The sequence below is a fragment of the Halovenus anhuiensis genome (assembly GCF_037080055.1).
GTDB lineage: Archaea > Halobacteriota > Halobacteria > Halobacteriales > Haloarculaceae > Halovenus.
The window spans coordinates 400,681-417,580 of record NZ_JBAOJI010000002.1; the positions used below are offsets into that span (position 1 = coordinate 400,681).

General features: G+C 60.6%; 17 protein-coding genes and 2 tRNA genes. 11 read left to right on the plus strand and 8 right to left on the minus strand.

Annotated elements, in window-relative coordinates; translation table 11 throughout:
- The first annotated feature begins 133 nt into the window (after positions 1 to 133).
- Together V8P86_RS07860 and V8P86_RS07865 are read left to right on the plus strand one after the other, a co-directional pair.
- Positions 134 to 1,240 carry a tRNA (guanine(26)-N(2))-dimethyltransferase gene (locus V8P86_RS07860; protein WP_336326702.1) on the plus strand — a complete coding sequence of 369 codons (1,107 nt, stop codon included), beginning with the start codon at positions 134 to 136 and terminating at the stop codon, positions 1,238 to 1,240.
- 60 nt (positions 1,241 to 1,300) lie between these two features.
- Positions 1,301 to 1,762, plus strand: a complete 462-nt coding sequence (locus V8P86_RS07865) for a hypothetical protein (protein ID WP_336326703.1) — start codon at positions 1,301 to 1,303, stop codon at positions 1,760 to 1,762.
- 85 nt (positions 1,763 to 1,847) lie between these two features.
- On the opposite strand, the gene V8P86_RS07870 is transcribed toward V8P86_RS07865, so the two are convergent.
- Positions 1,848 to 4,100 (minus strand): NADP-dependent malic enzyme, encoded by a 2,253-nt coding sequence (locus V8P86_RS07870; RefSeq protein WP_336326704.1) that lies wholly within the window; start codon positions 4,098 to 4,100, stop codon positions 1,848 to 1,850.
- Between the two features lie 134 nt (positions 4,101 to 4,234).
- Here V8P86_RS07870 and V8P86_RS07875 point away from each other — a divergent pair, with 134 nt between their 5' ends.
- Positions 4,235 to 4,711: a COX15/CtaA family protein gene (locus V8P86_RS07875; protein WP_336326705.1), complete on the plus strand. Its 477-nt coding sequence runs from the start codon at positions 4,235 to 4,237 to the stop codon at positions 4,709 to 4,711.
- Positions 4,712 to 4,740: 29 nt separating this feature from the next.
- Here the strand turns inward: V8P86_RS07875 and V8P86_RS07880 are convergent, their stop codons facing one another.
- Positions 4,741 to 6,219: a replication factor C large subunit gene (locus V8P86_RS07880; protein WP_336326706.1), complete on the minus strand. Its 1,479-nt coding sequence runs from the start codon at positions 6,217 to 6,219 to the stop codon at positions 4,741 to 4,743.
- A gap of 230 nt (positions 6,220 to 6,449) precedes the next feature.
- Here V8P86_RS07880 and mdh point away from each other — a divergent pair, with 230 nt between their 5' ends.
- Positions 6,450 to 7,364, plus strand: coding sequence for a malate dehydrogenase (mdh, locus tag V8P86_RS07885; protein ID WP_336326707.1), 915 nt, complete (start codon positions 6,450 to 6,452; stop codon positions 7,362 to 7,364).
- A gap of 3 nt (positions 7,365 to 7,367) precedes the next feature.
- Here the strand turns inward: mdh and V8P86_RS07890 are convergent, their stop codons facing one another.
- Complete coding sequence (locus tag V8P86_RS07890) at positions 7,368 to 7,508, minus strand: DUF7560 family zinc ribbon protein (protein ID WP_336326708.1); 141 nt, start codon at positions 7,506 to 7,508, stop codon at positions 7,368 to 7,370.
- 420 nt (positions 7,509 to 7,928) lie between these two features.
- Here V8P86_RS07890 and V8P86_RS07895 point away from each other — a divergent pair, with 420 nt between their 5' ends.
- Together V8P86_RS07895 and V8P86_RS07900 are read left to right on the plus strand one after the other, a co-directional pair.
- On the plus strand, positions 7,929 to 8,423 hold the full coding sequence (locus V8P86_RS07895; protein ID WP_336326709.1) for a type IV pilin domain-containing protein: 495 nt from the start codon (positions 7,929 to 7,931) through the stop codon (positions 8,421 to 8,423).
- A gap of 1 nt (position 8,424) precedes the next feature.
- Positions 8,425 to 8,925 carry a type IV pilin domain-containing protein gene (locus V8P86_RS07900; protein ID WP_336326710.1) on the plus strand — a complete coding sequence of 167 codons (501 nt, stop codon included), beginning with the start codon at positions 8,425 to 8,427 and terminating at the stop codon, positions 8,923 to 8,925.
- Between the two features lie 275 nt (positions 8,926 to 9,200).
- On the opposite strand, the gene V8P86_RS07905 is transcribed toward V8P86_RS07900, so the two are convergent.
- Together V8P86_RS07905 and V8P86_RS07910 are read right to left on the minus strand one after the other, a co-directional pair.
- Positions 9,201 to 9,273: transfer RNA gene (locus tag V8P86_RS07905), tRNA-Pro, on the minus strand.
- Between the two features lie 49 nt (positions 9,274 to 9,322).
- Positions 9,323 to 10,117, minus strand: coding sequence for a sulfurtransferase (locus V8P86_RS07910; protein WP_336326711.1), 795 nt, complete (start codon positions 10,115 to 10,117; stop codon positions 9,323 to 9,325).
- A 256-nt stretch (positions 10,118 to 10,373) separates the two neighbouring features.
- Between V8P86_RS07910 and V8P86_RS07915 the strand changes: the two genes are divergently transcribed.
- Together V8P86_RS07915 and V8P86_RS07920 are read left to right on the plus strand one after the other, a co-directional pair.
- Positions 10,374 to 11,234, plus strand: a complete 861-nt coding sequence (locus V8P86_RS07915) for a sulfurtransferase (protein WP_336326712.1) — start codon at positions 10,374 to 10,376, stop codon at positions 11,232 to 11,234.
- A gap of 367 nt (positions 11,235 to 11,601) precedes the next feature.
- The gene (locus tag V8P86_RS07920) at positions 11,602 to 12,741 is read left to right on the plus strand and encodes a DUF7546 family protein (RefSeq protein WP_336326713.1); all 1,140 of its coding nucleotides are present in this window, start codon (positions 11,602 to 11,604) and stop codon (positions 12,739 to 12,741) included.
- A 107-nt stretch (positions 12,742 to 12,848) separates the two neighbouring features.
- Here the strand turns inward: V8P86_RS07920 and V8P86_RS07925 are convergent, their stop codons facing one another.
- Together V8P86_RS07925 and V8P86_RS07930 are read right to left on the minus strand one after the other, a co-directional pair.
- On the minus strand, positions 12,849 to 13,241 hold the full coding sequence (locus tag V8P86_RS07925) for a hypothetical protein (protein ID WP_336326714.1): 393 nt from the start codon (positions 13,239 to 13,241) through the stop codon (positions 12,849 to 12,851).
- 72 nt (positions 13,242 to 13,313) lie between these two features.
- Positions 13,314 to 13,796 carry a DUF192 domain-containing protein gene (locus tag V8P86_RS07930; protein WP_336326715.1) on the minus strand — a complete coding sequence of 161 codons (483 nt, stop codon included), beginning with the start codon at positions 13,794 to 13,796 and terminating at the stop codon, positions 13,314 to 13,316.
- Between the two features lie 83 nt (positions 13,797 to 13,879).
- On the opposite strand from V8P86_RS07930, the gene V8P86_RS07935 reads away from it, so the two are divergent.
- Positions 13,880 to 13,953: transfer RNA gene (locus V8P86_RS07935), tRNA-Val, on the plus strand.
- A 448-nt stretch (positions 13,954 to 14,401) separates the two neighbouring features.
- The gene (locus V8P86_RS07940; RefSeq protein WP_336326716.1) at positions 14,402 to 14,941 is read left to right on the plus strand and encodes a DUF192 domain-containing protein; all 540 of its coding nucleotides are present in this window, start codon (positions 14,402 to 14,404) and stop codon (positions 14,939 to 14,941) included.
- Here V8P86_RS07940 and V8P86_RS07945 read toward each other — a convergent pair whose 3' ends face one another.
- A complete protein-coding gene (locus tag V8P86_RS07945) occupies positions 14,942 to 15,319 on the minus strand; it encodes a CBS domain-containing protein (protein WP_336326717.1) in 378 nt (125 codons plus the stop codon).
- Positions 15,320 to 15,500: 181 nt separating this feature from the next.
- Between V8P86_RS07945 and V8P86_RS07950 the strand changes: the two genes are divergently transcribed.
- Positions 15,501 to 16,820: an RNA-guided endonuclease InsQ/TnpB family protein gene (locus V8P86_RS07950; RefSeq protein WP_336326718.1), complete on the plus strand. Its 1,320-nt coding sequence runs from the start codon at positions 15,501 to 15,503 to the stop codon at positions 16,818 to 16,820.
- Positions 16,821 to 16,900 lie beyond the last annotated feature (80 nt).

A 16,900-nucleotide genomic window follows, 5' to 3' on the forward strand; every position in this document is an offset into this window, starting at 1 on the left:
AATCGACGATGTACGCCTCTAATCGCTGCCCGTGGCCTGTTTTTGTCTCATTTGGCACGGTTTTCCCAGTTGCTTGCCGGCCGCGTTGCGACCGAATCACATCGCTTAACGCCGTGGCCCGGCCAGTAGCGGCATGCACGTTCGGGAAGGGGCCGTCGAAATCGAGGTCCCCGAACAGGAGGAGGGCGTCGGTGACGGGGTCTTTTTCAACCCCGTCCAGGAACTCAATCGGGATCTGACTATCGCCGTCTTGCGGGCCTACCGCGAGCGCGAACCCCGCGCAGAGACGTATCTCGACGCGATGGCCGCCAGCGGCATTCGCGGCGTCCGCGCCGCCGCGGACGACTGGGAGGTGACCTGCTGTGATGTCGACGACGACGCGCTCGACCTCTGCCGGGACAACCTCGCGAGAAACGACCTCGACGCCGAAACAGTCCAGCGGGATGTCAACGCACTGTTGCACGAGGACTACTTCGACGTGGTCGACCTCGACCCCTTCGGCACGCCGATTCCCTTCGCCGATGCTGCGTTTCAGGGTACGCGCAATCTGCTCTGTGTGACCGCGACCGACACCGCGCCGCTGTGTGGCGCACACTTCGAGAGTGGTGTCCGGTCGTACAGTGCGGTTCCGCGCAACACCGAGTACCACGCTGAGATGGGCGTCCGGATTCTCCTCTCGGGGCTGGCCCGGACCGCCGCCCGCTACGACATCGCCATCCGGCCGGTTCTGACTCACGCCACCAACCACTACGTGCGGACCTATCTCGAACTGGACCGCGGCGCGCGAGACGCCAATGCGGTCGTCAAGGGACTCGGATTCATCTATCACTGCCGGCACTGCCTGCACCGCGAGACCGAAGCGGGACTGCTCGCCGACCCGCCCGAGGAGTGTGCCAACTGCGGCAGCGAGATTACGACCGTCGGCCCGGTCTGGCTGGATCGGACCAGTGATCTCGACTTCCTGCCCGACGTTCGTGAGGCAGTCGACGACGAGATGGGCACCGCCGACGAGGCGCGGGACCTGATCGACCGCCTCGGCGCGGAACTCGATCAGCCGACGCACTTCGATCAGCACCGACTCTGCGAGGAGTGGGGCGAACCAGCACCCGCAATGGACGACTTTCTGGAGGCGCTCCGTGAGGCTGGCTACGAGGCCTCCCGAACACACTACGGCGGGACGACGCTCAAGACGACGGCGTCGGTGGCCGAGATGCGGACCGCCACTGAACAGCTCTTTTAAGCGTTTCTCGCCGGGAAACACGGCCGAGTCGTTTTTGTGGTCGAACTGATATCAGCGGATATGTCAGGCCAACCGGCCGGTGTCGAGGACAGTGGAACCGAGGAACTCAGCGAGAACGTCCGCAGACTCATCGGTGTCGCGTCGAGCGTCGGCAACTTCGTCGCGCTGACGGCGGTCAGTTACTTCATCTTCGAGAGTAACTGGCTGGTCTTCGGGCTGGCGATGGGGCTGCTCTCGGGGGCCGGCTCGTTCTTCCTGATTCCGTGGATACTCCAACAGCAACAACCGCAACACGAATCGGACACCGACGAGTTCGAGGAGGAGGTTACGGCGACACACCGTGAGGACGACTCCAGCGGCGCCCGGACGGCCGCCTTCGGGGCCGGACTGGAAGCCGCCGCTATCGGTATGCTCACCGGTCGCCTCGTGCTTGAAGACGTGTTGCTCGGCGGTGGCGTCGGCGTCGCGGTTGGGCTCGCCGTATTCCTGCTCGCGTCGGTTCTCTTCGAATACGCGGGCTAACACCGATCCCTCGCGACCGCCGTTGCTCTATTTACTCCTTCTCGGGGCTTGGCACTACGCGAAGAAAATCACAAACAGACCGTCGTTATTCCTCCTGTGCGTCGACGACCGCCACACCGGCAAGATTGACGATATCTTTGACCTCGTCGCCTCGCTGGAGGACATGAACCGGCTTGTCCATGCCGACGAGCATCGGGCCGATGGCCTCTGCGCCGCCGAGGCGCTGGAGCAGTTTGTAGCCGATGTTGCCCGAATCCAGATTCGGGAAAACGAGCACGTTCGCCGGTTCGTCCAGTTCCGAGAAGTCGTAGGTGTCGTTGAGGATGTCCTCGACCAGCGCCGTGTCGGCTTGCATCTCGCCGTCGACCGGGAAGTCGACTCCCGGGTCGTCTCGCAGTGAGGCGGCGGCCTTTCGGATACTACGGGGTCCGTCCGCGCGAACGCTGCCGAAATCGGAGTACGAAAGCAGCGCAGCACGGGGTTCGATGTTGAACCGCCGGGCCAGTTCGGCGGTGTGTTTCGTGATTTCTTCGTAGGCGTCCTGATCTGGGTTCTGGTTGACCGTCGCGTCTGCGATGAAGATGACGCGATTCTTGAAGGTGAGCATGTAGACGCCCGCGGCGTAGTCCGCGTCCTCGGCGGTGCCGATGATCCGCAGCGGCGGGCGCAGCGCCGACGGGTAGTGATGCATCAGCCCGGAGAGGAGCGCGTCCGCATCGCCCATCTCGACCATCACGCTACCGAGGTGGTTGCCGTCTTCGATGAGGTCTTCGGCCTCACGACGCGTGACACCCTCGCGTTTGCGGAGTTCGTACAGCCGGTCGGCGTAGGGATCGAGGTTGTCCCTGTCGGGATCGACGATTTCGGGCTCGAAGCTCAGTCCGAGCCGTTCCATCGTCTCCCAGATCTCCTGGTGGTCGCCGAGCAGTACCGGCTCGGCGATTCCCTGATCGATGAGCTGGTAGGCCGCCCGGATCATCTTCTCGTCGTCACCGTCGGCCAGCACGACGCGTTTAGGGTCGCTCTTTGCCTTGTTGAGCACGACGCGCATCATCTCGCGGGACTTGCCCAGCCGCGCTTCGAGCCGCTCGGTGTACGCCTCCAGATCGAGTTCGCCCCGGGCCGCACCGCTTTCCATCGCCGCCTCGGCGACGGCCGGTGCGACCTCGAAGAGTACGCGCGGGTCGAGCGGCTTCGGGATGATGTAATCCGGCCCGAACTGCAACGGATCGTCGCCGTAGGCCTTGACGACGGCATCGGGCACGTCCTGGCGAGAGAGTTCGGCCAGCGCCTCTGCTGCCGCGACTTTCATCTCTTCGTTGATCTCCGTCGCACGCGCGTCGAGCGCGCCCCGGAAGATGAACGGGAAGCCCAGCACGTTGTTGACCTGGTTCGGGTAGTCCGACCGGCCCGTCGCCATGATGACGGTGTCGTCGCGGGCCGCCTTGGCTTTCTCGTAGTCGATTTCGGGGTCGGGGTTGGCCATCGCGAAGATGATCGGATTGTCGGCCATCGAGCGGACCATCTCCTCGTCGACGATGCCGCCGATCGAGAGTCCGACGAACACATCCGCATCTTCCATCGCGTCTGCAAGGTCACCCTCGGGCACGTCGGTGGCGAACTCCTGTTTGAACTCGTTCACGTCGCCGGAGTCGGCCCGATCCTGCGTGATGATCCCGCTCGAATCACACATCGTGATCCGGTCCTTGTCCGCCCCGAGCGAGACGTAGAATCGTGCCGTTGCGATGGCACTCGCGCCAGCACCCGAGAAGACGATATCGAGATCGGAGATGTCCTTGTCGCTGACCTCGACGGCGTTGAGCAGTGCCGCCCCGGAGATGATGGCGGTGCCGTGCTGGTCGTCGTGGAAGACCGGGATGTCCATCTCCTCGCGCAGGCGCGACTCGACCTCGAAACACTCCGGCGCTTTGATGTCTTCGAGGTTGATCCCACCGAAGGTCGGTTCCATCGCCTTGATCGAGGTGACCATCGCCTCGGGGTCTTCGTGGTCGAGTTCGATATCGAAGACGTCGATATCGGCGAAGCGTTTGAAGAGTACGCCCTTGCCCTCCATGACCGGCTTGCTGGCCTGCGGGCCGATATCGCCCAGTCCGAGCACCGCACTGCCGTTGGAGACGACACCGACCATGTTGCCCTTGGTGGTGTAGGTGTAGGCCTGTTCGGCGTCGTCGCGGATCTCCCGGCAGGGAGCGGCAACACCCGGCGAGTACGCCAGGCTGAGATCACGTTGTGTGTTCGTTGGCTTCGTCGTCGAGATCTCGATTTTCCCGGGCGGATCTTCCCGGTGATAATCGAGAGCGTCCTCGTCTAGTCCCATGCTCATATCAGGCCGCGGAGAGCCCAAAAGAGCATCGGAACCCCTGTCGGACTCTTTCCGACAGTTTGCTCGTGCGTTACCGGCCAGTGGGAAGAATGCCACAATTGAAATATCCGCACTCCTGAGGGTGCTGTATGGGCATTTCATTCCGTCACTATCTGGCTGCGACGACGGTCGGGACGTTCGCGCTCATCTTGCTGGGCGTCTACACCGGCAAGATCGGTGCCGGGCTGACCTGTGCGGGACGATGGCCGTTCTGTGACGGCTGGCTCGGACTCTTTCCGGCGACGTGGCCGAGTTTCGTCGAGTGGTTCCACCGCCTCGTCGCGATGGTCGTCGGCTTCATGATTCTCGGCGCGGGTCTGATCTCCTACCGTGGCGGGCACGATAGCCGGATCACCTACGCGCTGGGTGTCGCCATCCTCATGCTCCCGCTACAGATCCTCTTCGGGGCCAATACCGTCCTCAACTTCGGTATCACTGCCTCGATGCTCCACCAGACCGCCGCACAGCTTATCTTCGCCTCGCTGGTCTACGCGACGGCACTCGCCTTCTGGCAGGCCAGCAATACGCAGAACGGGCGAACGGACAGCGCAGTCGCCGGCGACTGATCCAACACGCCCCGCTGTTCCCGACCAGCCTACATAAAGTCCGATAGGCCCGCCTGTTCGTCGTCCTCGGACTCGTTGTCTACAGATTCCTCTGTCTCTGCCTCTGTCAGGTCGAGCTTATCGGCGTCATCCCCCTCTGACTGATCTGACTCGTCACTCGCCTCGTTGGTTGCCGTCGACTCGTCGGACTCTTCGGGTGTTCCCTCGAAGGCACCCTGTGAGGCGGCGACAGATTCGGCTTCGCGGAGTTCTTCGGCGTCTTCGACGATCGAGGCAACCTTGTTGGTGTTCTTGCCGCTGCCGGTCACGAAGGAGACGTGTTCTTCATCGAGTTCGTAGCGGGCGGCCATCGCCACGGTCAACTCGCGGTTGTTGCAGTGATGAGTCATCACCGCCAGTTGGGGCATGATCTTCCGGCGGGCGGTGGCCATGCTCACGCCGTTCGCTTCGGCGATCTGTCGGGCAATGTAATCGCGTTTGTCCCGCGTCCCACGCGAGCGGCCGAGTTTCGACCAGTAACTCGGCGGGCCGTAGCGGGTCCACCCGCCCTTGTCTTCCTGCCGAGCGGCGGCGACGCCGGCGGTCATGTTGTCCCCGGCGTATCGCCAGAAGGAGTAGTTCTGTGTCTCGCGGACGCGCCCGAGCCAGCGGTCGGCGTTCGCGAGGAAGTCGTAGGCGACCACCAACTCTTCTCCGTGGTAGTCTTTGGGCATGTTGTCCTCGATCCAGTTGATCAGATCGTCCGGCGTCTCGTCGACATCGTAACTCGCTTCGAGGGCTTCCTGTGGGCCAGCCTTCTTGATCACCGTATCGAGATAATCGAAGACGCCCTCGGTCGTGTCTCGTTCGCTGGTGACGACATCGTCGGGGGTGAGACGCTCTTTGCCCTCCGCGAGTGCCTGCAGATCCTTGATCGCCCCGCGGAGGTCGCCGCTGTTGGTTTCTGCGATCTGTTCGAGCGCCTCCGAATCGAACTCGATGTCTTCCTTGCGGCAGAGGTCACGGAGGACTGGCAGGATCGATCGTTTGGAAACACCGCGGAACTCGATGTCCTCGCAGGCGTTGCGGAGGCCGTTGGACATCTCGTAGAAATCGTTGGCGATGAGGATCATCGGCTGATTGGCCTCCTTGACGAGGCTGGTGATCGCCCGCGAACCGCCCCGGTCGGCGTTGCCGTGGATGTTGTCCGCCTCGTCCATGATGAGGAGGCGGCGGCCGCCACCCCCGGCGGTGAGCGTGCCGCTCTTTGCGGCTTCGCCGGCGACGCGTTCGATCACGTCTTTGGTTCGAGAGTCTGAGGCGTTCAGTTCGATGGTCGGCCAGCTCTTGTCGGCAGCGAGTGCGTGCGCTGCGGAGGTCTTGCCGACCCCGGGCGGACCGTGTAGAACGACGGCCTTGTGGTGGTCGTTCCACGTCTCGGCCCACTCTCGGAGTGCGTCGCGGGCCTTGTCGTTGCCCCGCAACTCCGACAGTGAGGAAGGGCGGTATTTCTCCGTCCAATCGGTCATTGGCGTGGCTTGGTCGGGGGCGCGCTTAGGGATTGTGGACAGTTACTCCTCAACTGACTCCAGGTCGAGTCGCGCTGTCACGTCCTCGTACGTGTCGTCGCTCGATACAATCCGATCTCTGTCAGATTCGACGAGGTCGCTCTGGGACTTCCCGCCCGAAATGTTAGTTATTTGAACAATATCTGTACCGTTTCGACATGTTTACGGCGAGCGCTGAGGGAGATGCAACCATGGCAAAAGTAAGCATCGTCGGTGCGGCAGGCACCGTCGGCGCGGCCGCAGGGTACACGATCGCACTCGAAGACATCGCGGACGAGGTCGTCTTCGTCGATATTCCCGAACAGGAAGATGTCACCGTCGGTCAGGCGGCCGACACCAACCACGGTATCGCCTACGACTCCAACACAGAGGTCCGACAGGGCGATTACGCCGACACAGCAGGCTCGGACATCGTCGTCATCACGGCAGGCCTCCCGCGGAGTCCGGGCGACACGCGACTGGACCTGGCCGACGACAACGCCCCGATCATGGAGGACATCCAGGACTCGCTGGCTGAACACAGCGACGACTTCATCACCGTGACCACCTCCAACCCGGTCGACCTGCTCAACCGCCACCTCTACGAGGCCGGCGACCGCGACCGCAACCAGGTCATCGGCTTCGGCGGTCGACTCGACTCCGCACGGTTCCGCTACGTCCTCTCCGAGCGATTCGACACGCCAGTCGGCAACGTCGAAGCGACGATTCTGGGCGAACACGGCGACGCGCAGGTTCCGGTCTTCTCGAAGGTCCGCGTCGACGGTACGGACCCCGAGTTCACCGAGGACGAACAGGAAGAGATTCTCGCCGACCTGCAGGAAAGCGCCATGAACGTCATCGAACGGAAGGGCGCGACCGAGTGGGGGCCGGCCCGCGGTGTCGCCCACATCGTCGACGCGATTCTCAACGATACCGGCGAAGTCCTGCCGTGTTCGATTCCGCTCGACGGCGAATTCGGCCACGAAGACGTCGGCTTCGGTGTCCCTGTCCGACTCGGCGAAAACGGTGTCGAGGAAGTCATCGAATGGGAACTCACCGACTTCGAGCGCGACCAGATGCAGGAAGCCGCCGATAAACTCTCCGAGCAGTACGAGAAAATCAGCTAACGCCTAGACGAAATTTCCCTTTTCGACCGCACCGGTACAGAACGGACAGCCGTTCTGAAGCACTGCCTTCCGCGTCGCCGGTGAGACGTTCATCTGCTCCCCACACGCCGGACAGACGAACGCTCGCGTATCGCTCCCTCGCATACCTATTCGTATGTCACCTTCCCCCAAAGCACTGCTTCCCGAGTATGTGGGTTGTTTTAAGTACGCTCGACAGTTGCGGAACGACGACCGTCGTTTTCGCCGCTGATCGCGCCCCACCGGTGCCGATCGACCGCCCGATTTGGACACCTCTTTGGTGCGCGTCGCGCGAGGATGACCCTCGCGTGACAGCGACTAATTGCGTTGTTCTCACGACTGATTCTCAAAACTTGGAGAATCGGTCTTCTTTCTGAGCGAACTCACAATATTGCCCAACCTCCAAAACCGCAAGAAGACAAGCTTTTTTCTGGCTGTGAAATCACTCATTTGGTGCTGAAAGCCGTCCGCAGTTCGAATTCGAATCTCAAATCTGCTAATCGAACATGGGGATTTATACGTAATTCTGTCATGGACTCGATTGGAATGCAACGACTCAAAGCAATGTTCAACGACGACAGCGCAGTCAGCCCAGTGATCGGGGTGATTCTCATGGTCGCAATTACAGTTATTCTCGCGGCCGTGATCGCCTCATTCGTACTTGGTCTGGGGGACCAGGGCGAACCGGCACCGAGTCCGACGATGGAGACGAGCGTAGACGCAAACGAAGTGAGTCTCGATGTTACGGGCGGTGATGACTTTGATGCTAGTGTTGCGACGATTGATTACACACTAAATGGCACTACTTACAGTGCTGATTTGGATGGCGGCAGTGCAAGTGAGATCACGGCAGGAGATACGATCACGATGAATACTGCCGGAACAGGTAATGAAATCCAGCTGAACGGTAACGGTCTTGGCGGCGACGCGCTCCCAGATAATAGCGATCCATCAGCCTCCGGAGCGACGTGGGAAGTTCAGATCATCTGGAACCCATCTGACCAAGACTCCACAGTGATTTACAGCGACTCCTCATCATAAGATGGGCTCACTAAATTTCACTAACGACGATGACCGCGCAGTCTCGCCAGTCATCGGCGTGATCTTGATGGTCGCGATCACCGTGATCCTCGCAGCCGTCATCGCGTCGTTCGTGCTTGGACTCGGACAGGGCAATGACCCTGCCCCGACACCGACGATCGAGTCGGACTTCTCGCCAGATGAGTTGGTATTCAGTGTCACTGGTGGCGATGACTTTGATTCGAGCGTCTCCGAGCTGCAAATCGATGTCACTGTTGGTGACTCCAGTGGCAATACTGAAGAGATCAGTACGACTGTGGCGCTAGATAACGGCGGTACTTCCTCGGAGAGCAGTGGTGGGAAGACCGTCAATGTGGATATGGGCGATGTGAGTGATGAGGTGACTGCCGGCGATTCAATCACAATCACTGCCAGTGAGGAGATCCGCGAATGGGACGCCCAGATCATCTGGAACCCATCGGATCAGGATTCGCAGGTTGTCTACGAAGACTCCTCGAACTGACCGACAACCGATTTTCACTTTTTACGTGTCAACAGAGTCAGTGGCAACACTACTGTCGCTCCGCGATACCCGTGTAATTGCTCTTCTAGCATCCGCCGAGCGCTGCGCGAACGGCGACGCCGTGAGCGCGAGGCGAGGCGGTTCACTCGGCGTGAGCGACGCGAGGTCGAATGGAGTGAGACCTCGAAAGCGAACGCCGAGGTGGTTTTTCCCCAAGTTTTTACGAGGAGCGGTTCGCTCGAAGAGCGAACCCGACGAAGTAAAAAGTGGTAGAATGGGATCGCCCGGATTTGAACCGGGGTCACAGGCACCCAAGGCCCGAAGGATACCAAGCTACCCTACGATCCCGCGCATTCAATACTCGCAGGGACGCGGTTGTAAGCGTTTCGTTGCTAGTTTACTCGCTCTCGATCGGCCGCCCTTCGGTTTCCCACTCCGTCAGACTCCCTTCGTAGAAGCCAACGTCGGGATAGCCGAGGTGGGTCAACACAGTGTAAGTGTGGCTGATCCGCCGGGCCGTGTTGCAGTACAGCAGAACCCGTTTCTCGGGGACGATGCCCTGCGCGTCGAGAATCGACTCCATCTCCGTGCGGGATTTCAGCCCGCGGGTTTCATCGTCGACCAACTCCCGCCAGTCGAGTCGGACCGCGCCGGGGATGTGGCCCTCCTCGTACTCCCAGCCCTCGCGGGTATCGACGATCACTGTCTCCTCGGCGTCGACCGCCGCTGCGACTTCCTCGGAATCGACCAGTGGCGTCTCTGCCGGCCGCTGGATCTCGTACTCGACCCGCTCGACTGCCGGGGTCTCGGAACTCACCTCCCGTTCCAGTTGCCACGCGCTGAAATCGCCGTCGAGCAGGTGGATCTGCTCCGGGGGGTGGCCGTACAGCAGTGCCGTTACCAGCGCCCGCGCCGCGAAGACGCCGTGGTGGTCGTCGTAGGCGACGATGTGGTCCTCGCGGGTGATCCCCGCGTCGCCGAACAACTCGGCGAAGACGCCCTCGCCGGGAAGCATTCCCTCGCCGCTGCCGCCCTCCGAGGCGTGCTCCTCTGCGCGAAACTCGTCGAACGGAATGTTCACCGCGCCGGGGATGTGGCCGATGCCGTCGTACTCCCAGCCCTCGCGCACGTCGATGATCCGGGCATCCTCGTGCTCGTCCAGCCACGCGGGCGAAACGACTCGCTCACTCATGGCTGGGTATTCGCTCCCGGCCCGCTTGAACGTGTTCGTTCCGGGGGATTCGAGGGTACCGGCAACTCTTGCAGGCTACTCGAAAGCCCGCAATATTGGGTGAGTTGTTTTTGGGGGGCCTGCTCTCGATTGGCGCTGAGCCCTCGAATTTTCCGCGAAATAAATCGGGTATTTTTGCCGAGAAGCTAAACGAGTGGAGACGCATGCCGCAATTAATACCGCTTTATGCATGGGGATCGTACTGGGTTATGTAATCATGAGTGAGAGCAATTACGCGAAAGACGTACTCGTTTCGGCGGACTGGGTTGAGGACCGACTTGAGGAGTTCCAGAGTGACGATCCAGCCCACCGACTCGTGGAAGTCGACGTCGACACGGAGCTGTACGACGAGAGTCACGCGCCGGGAGCGATCGGTTTCAACTGGGAGACCGACCTGCAGGACCAGACGCGGCGAGACATCCTCGACAAGGATGACTTCGAGGACCTGCTCGGTGCCCACGGGATCACCGAGGACTCGACGGTCGTCCTGTACGGTGACAACTCCAACTGGTTCGCAGCCTACACATACTGGCAGTTCAAGTACTACGGCCACGACGACGTGAAACTGCTCGACGGCGGCCGCGAATACTGGGACGAGAACGACTACCCGACGACCGACGAGGTCCCGAACTTCTCCGAGGTCGACTACAACGCCTCCGGTCCGCGCGAGTCCATCCGCGCCTACCGAGAGGATGTCGAGAACGCAATCGACCGTGGCCTGCCGCTGGTCGACGTTCGCTCGCCCGAAGAGTTCAGTGGCGAAGTGCTCGCCCCGCCAGGTCTCGACGAGACCGCACAGCGTGGCGGCCACATCCCAGGTGCGGAGAACATCTCCTGGGCCGCAGTCACGAACGACGACGGCACGTTCAAGACGCCTGAGGAACTGCAGGATCTCTACGCCGAATACGACATCGACGGCGACGAGACGACAGTCGCCTACTGCCGAATCGGCGAGCGTTCCTCTGTCGCCTGGTTCGCGCTGCACGAACTGCTCGGCTACGAGGACACGATCAACTACGACGGTTCCTGGACCGAGTGGGGCAACCTCGTGGGCGCTCCGATCGAGAAAGGCGAATAGCGAGGCCAACGGCCTCGAACGAAGCGGGGAGGCCTCGCCGACCCGCGAAGATAGCGAGATTCGAGCGACGCGAGAATCTCGGATTGCGCGAGCGGGGACCGACGAGACCCGCGAGCGAACGCAGTGAAGAGCCCGCCTCGACTCGGAACGGCGACCGCTTCGTGCGAGTCGTCTCCATCACTGACCGGGCGTCCGTGGGGGCACACGGTATTGAATCGACTTCTGGTACCGCTCCGGACGCCGGTCACCTTTCAGAACACAACACCTGCCAGTCGCTTCTCTCTGTACCTGGCCATCGTCCACACCGAAACCCCTAACACGACGAGAACGAACCTCAATATACGCACTCTGAGTCCCCTCCACCGATATGAGCACGAACCGAATCGAATACTGGAGTCGAGCCTATGGCCCACAGCTGTGGACACTGGTTCTGATCAACGCCCTCATCGGGATTCAGCTTCTCCTCGCCGTCCTCTACGGAGCGGCGTTCGGAACCTCGCTGCTCAGCTTTCACGTCTTCCTGATTCCGTTTATTTGGACGACCGTAAGCGTCATCGCCGTCTGGTACACCGACTCGGTCTCGCGGGGCTGGAAACCGACCGCGCTCGCCGGCGCTGTCGCGGTCGGCTATCTCTCGCTGTTTCTCTGGCTGTCCGGGACGGTCGGATTCACGCCCGAACAGGTCGAACCCATCACGGGTGATCTCGGCTTTGGAGTCGAGGTTGGTCGATCACTCGGCTGGGGCCCGATTCTCTACTACTCGGGCGAGTGGATCGGTGCCCGGATCATCCCCTACCAGATCATCGGCTATCTCGCGCTGTCCTATCTCGTCTACGTCACCGTCCTCGACGCGACGCGGTCGGCCAGCGCTGGGACACTCGGATTGATCCTCTGTCCGGGCTGCGCCGCCGCAGCACTCGTCCCAGCCTTTGGCGGTATCGCCGGCGTTTCGGCGGCGCTGTCTTTCTTCCTACAGTATAGCTACGAACTTGCGACGATCATGTTCGTCGTCGCGATGGGCTGGCTGTACTACCAGCCGTCGATCGCAACACTTCGTCAACAAACCTCCCAGCACCTCCTCCCGATCACCGCAGGGATCGCCGTCCTCGTCGGCGCGCTTCACTTCTTCCATCCGACCCACGGCTTCCCGCGACTCGTCCAGTATCTGCAGTTCTGGGTCGCGCCCGATCCCCGCCCGTTCGCGTTCACGCTGTCTGGGATTGCGATCTTCGCCGGTGTCGGCCTCGGCGTCGCTGATGTCCACCGGAAGAAACTCTACGCGCTCGGAATCGGCATGATGCTCACCTTCCTGCTGGGATACGGAGCCTGGCACACCGTCCTCGGTCACGGGACGTTCTGGCCGGCGATAGAATCGAACGCACACGCCGACGAAAGTCCGCTGGTGACGATCAGCGCACACCTGTTCAACGACGGCTACGCACTCGCGAGCAAACTGCTCGAACTCACGCTGCTGGGCGCGCTCGTGTTCTGCTATCGGCGGGCGTGAACGACAACGAGTGACTGTCTTCGGTTCTGCGCTCGGTTCCCCGAGCCGAGGTTGTCGCTCTGTGTCCGCTGAGTCCTCCGCAAAAACAGCGTCGTCCGGAAACCGACTCAGTTCGGCGACGGGCCGAAGCGGCCGAGTGCGACGATGCCGACCATGACTGCAACTGCGAGTCCGATTGCTGCGCCCATTCCAGTCACCACTTCGGTCTGTGATCGGACGCCGAATTCGGTCATGAGTCGGAACGAGACCGCGATCAGATACAGCGAGCCGAAGGCCACTGCCGCGGTGGCGACCGCGTGTGAATGTGGCTGTCCGCCCCGCCGCCCCAGTGCGTAGGCTCCAGCGACGATCAGCGACGAGTAGATTCCCACCTCGACCGCGAGGGCGGTCTCCTCGAAGTTCGCCCCGAGGAATACCGCCGCCAGGATAGCCAAAACAGCCCCAATCGCGCCGACGAGGGCCGCAAATTTCCATTTGTTCTCGAATGAAGTCGTGTTCATGCTGTTCTCTACCTCCGCTTATCGCCCGCACATTATAATTGTTTACGGACTCCCGCGGTATTGCGGGCCGTTTCACACCGAATCCGGAATGCTGACCGTATCGCCGGACTCGACTCCCGTCTCCGCGGCCCACCCCCGAGGGACTTCGAGGACGTACCGACCCTGGCCGGTGTACGGCGCGTCGTCGTCCGGCGGCGGCCGCGCGGAGTGGATTTCGGTGATTGTCCCCTCGCTGTCGATAAAGACGATATCGATCCCGAAAGACATGTTTCGCATCACGTAGGACTTGCTCCCCGAGTTTTCGTGGACGAACAACATCCCGGAGCCGTTTTCGAGTCGATTCGTTCGGCTCAGTCCGATCTGGCGTTTGGCTGGCGTATCCGCAATTCGTACGTCGACGCTGCCCAGTTCGGTGCCGTTGGCCGACTGGATCGTCACTGTCGTCTGGTCGTAGTCGCCGGTTTCGAGCAGCGGCAGCGGTGGGACGGACATGTACAACACGAGCAAGCCGCCGGCGACGACAACTGCGACGAGGAGTGATCCGGCCCTGCGCACACCGGAGCAAGGGGGTGCGGTCGCCTAAGCATTCCGCCCGAACAGTAAGCGTTATTCCGCGCCACCGGCTTGTCTCGAATACCGGGTTCGTGGTCTAGCTGGTTATGACGTGGCCCTTACAAGGCCGAGGTCGGCGGTTCGAACCCGCCCGAACCCACTTCTCCCGAACGCAACGCCGAGCGACAGCGAGGCGTGCGTGAGTGGAACGTGTGGCGGCGGCGTTCGAACCCAGAGGACGAGTGTAGCGAAGTCCTCGCGGTTCGAACCCGCCCGAACCCACTCTACAACCTTTTTCAGCGTCGGGTTTCCTCGTGAGCTGGTTCGAGAGAGCGGAGCTCTCTCGTCATCAGAAAGGCGCTACGCGCCTTTCGAACGACTTCGGCTCACTGCAGGAACCGCTCTCTGCTCACGGCGGCGAAGCCGCCGTTCGCATGGTCAGCGAGACCTCCGGTCTCGCTCGACTCGAAAAACGTGGGCGAAAAAGGCCGGAGGTTCGCTTTGCTAACCTCCGGTACAATCAGGCTTGCCAACAGCATGCACCGCTCCGCGCAAATTACTCTCCTGACGCCATCCTCTTAATCGCTCCCGCCGTACCGTTGAATACGATGTCCCCGTCCCGACGGAAGTTCCTGACCGCGACTTTCGCAGTCGGAACGGCCGGAATCGCCGGCTGTGTCGGCTCTGGTGACACTCCCAGTGGTGACCAGCCCAACGGTGATGGGAACACGACAACCGACGATGGCGAGGAAATCCACGCAAGCTACGAGACAACAGAGGTGAGCGCCGAGTCCGACGGGAAGGAACTCGGCTCTGTCACGGCAGCCATCGCTGACACCCAGGATCTCCGGTTTACGGGTCTCAGCAACACCAAATCACTCCCGGAGGATCGGGGGATGCTCTTTGTCTTCGAGACGGCAGACAGCCGGACCTTCGTGATGCGCGAGATGGATTTCCCGATCGATATCGTCTATGCCGATGTCGACGGGACGATCACTGAGATCCACCACGCGCCCGAACCCGGGCCGAACGAGGACGGCGAAAATCAGCGATATCCCGGCTTTGGCCAGTACGTCCTCGAAGTGAACTACGACTGGACTACTGACCGCGGAATCGAGGTCGGTGACCGACTCGTCTTCGATCTGTAATCAGGACACCTGCGCTGCGATATCCGTCGAGGAGATCATCCCGACGTAGTCTCCGCGTTCGACGACCGGCAGGTGTTTGATACCAAAGTTGGTCATCATCGCTGACGCTTCGCCAATCTGCAGATCTGGCGGCACTGTCTCGACGGATTCGGTCATCAACTCTGTCACGTCCAACTCGGAGGTGTCTGTCCCGCTCGCCACGGCGTCGAGAATGTCCGTGCTGGTGATAATCGACGGTGTGCTCGTCGTGACGATCAGTGCACTGATGTTGTCGTCACGCATCTTCGCTGCGGCGTCGCTCACTGTCGCGTCTCGGGAAATTGTCTCGACAGGCGAGGACATGATCTCCTTGACACGCGTTGGCTCCTCTGAACTCATATACTCTATTCTGTATCGGACGGTACATAAAACGCAAGGAGAATACCCGCGCCTTCAGGCCCGGGATGAATCTGACAACCCCCTCCATAATCCACCGCCGATAGCAAGGCTGGATATTCCCCGTTCTCAAACCAAATTTTTACAATAAAAACGAATATAATTGTTTATACAAACGTTCAGAATGCTGGAAGTCTACCGTACCCACCAAGCGAAAATCCTCAACCACCAGCAGGTAGAGGGACCGCTTGACCGGCACGGGTGGTCGGCCAGCAAACTCTGGAACGTCGCCAACTACCACTCCCGCGAAGTGTGGGAGAATTCGGGCAAGATTCCCGACCACGGCGACCTCAAAGACGAGTTGAAAGGTCACACCAAATACAAGGGACTGCATAGTCAGTCCAGTCAGCGCGTTCTGGAGGAACTCGCTGAAGCCTTCAACTCTTGGTATGAAAAGAGGAAGTCTGATGATCGAGCGAATCCGCCCGGCTACCGCAAGAAAAACTACTACGACGACCAAGGCCGTCGCGTCCACGAGGAACACCCTCGCAGTACGGTGACATGGAAACAGAACGGAATCAAACACGACAGCAAGAACAATCGCATCAGGCTCTCGAAGGGAGCGAACCACAAGGAACACCCGAAAGCATGGGAATATCTCCTTGTCGAATACGAATCCCGTCCCGGTGTCACCGTCGAGAATCTGCAACAAGTTCGCGCCGTCTACGATAAGGCAAAGGGACGCTGGGAACTTCACCTCGTCTGTAAAGACGAAACCGAGACACCCACTGCACCCGGCAACGAGACGGCAGGTATCGACCTTGGAATCTGTAACTTCGCCGCTGTCGCGTACAGTACCGAGGAAGCCGAGTTGTACCCCGGCAACTGCTTGAAGCAGGATGGGTACTACTTTCCGAAAGAAATAGCCAAGTGCGACGACCCAAGTGGTGACAGAGCCACTCGGTTGCAGCACAAGTGGTCGGAGCGCCGCACGCACTTTTTCCACAGCCTCGCCAAGCACATCGTCCAGCGGTGTGCCGAGGAGGGTGTTGGTCGCATCAACGTCGGAGACTTGGAAGGGGTACGTGAGGACGAAGGTGGAGAATCGAAGAATTGGGGTCGGCACGGAAATCTTGACCTACATGGGTGGGCATTCGACCGATTCACCAACATCCTTGAATACAAAGCGAAGGTTGAGGGCATCGAAGTCGTAGAAGTTTCAGAGCACAACACGAGCAAAACGTGTTGTCTCTGTGGTAGAGAAGAAGACAGTCAGCGTATTGAACGCGGCCTGTACGTCTGCGAGAAGTGTGATGCGGCGTTCAACGCTGACGTGAATGGGGCGGAGAACATCCGTCTCAACTTGAATCAAAGTAACTCTGAGTCTTCGGCCAGTTTGGACGAGGATAGGAGTACCGGCTGGTTGGCACAGCCTTCGGTCTACCTTCATAACTTGACTCGCGGATTCCAACCGCAGGAACAAGTGGTAGACTGCAAACCGTAATATCCCAACTCAGCGGTGCAGTGCCGTGGAATTCCTCCGTGTGAACGCGGAGGAGGATGTCAAGTTTGTTGGTTCACCGA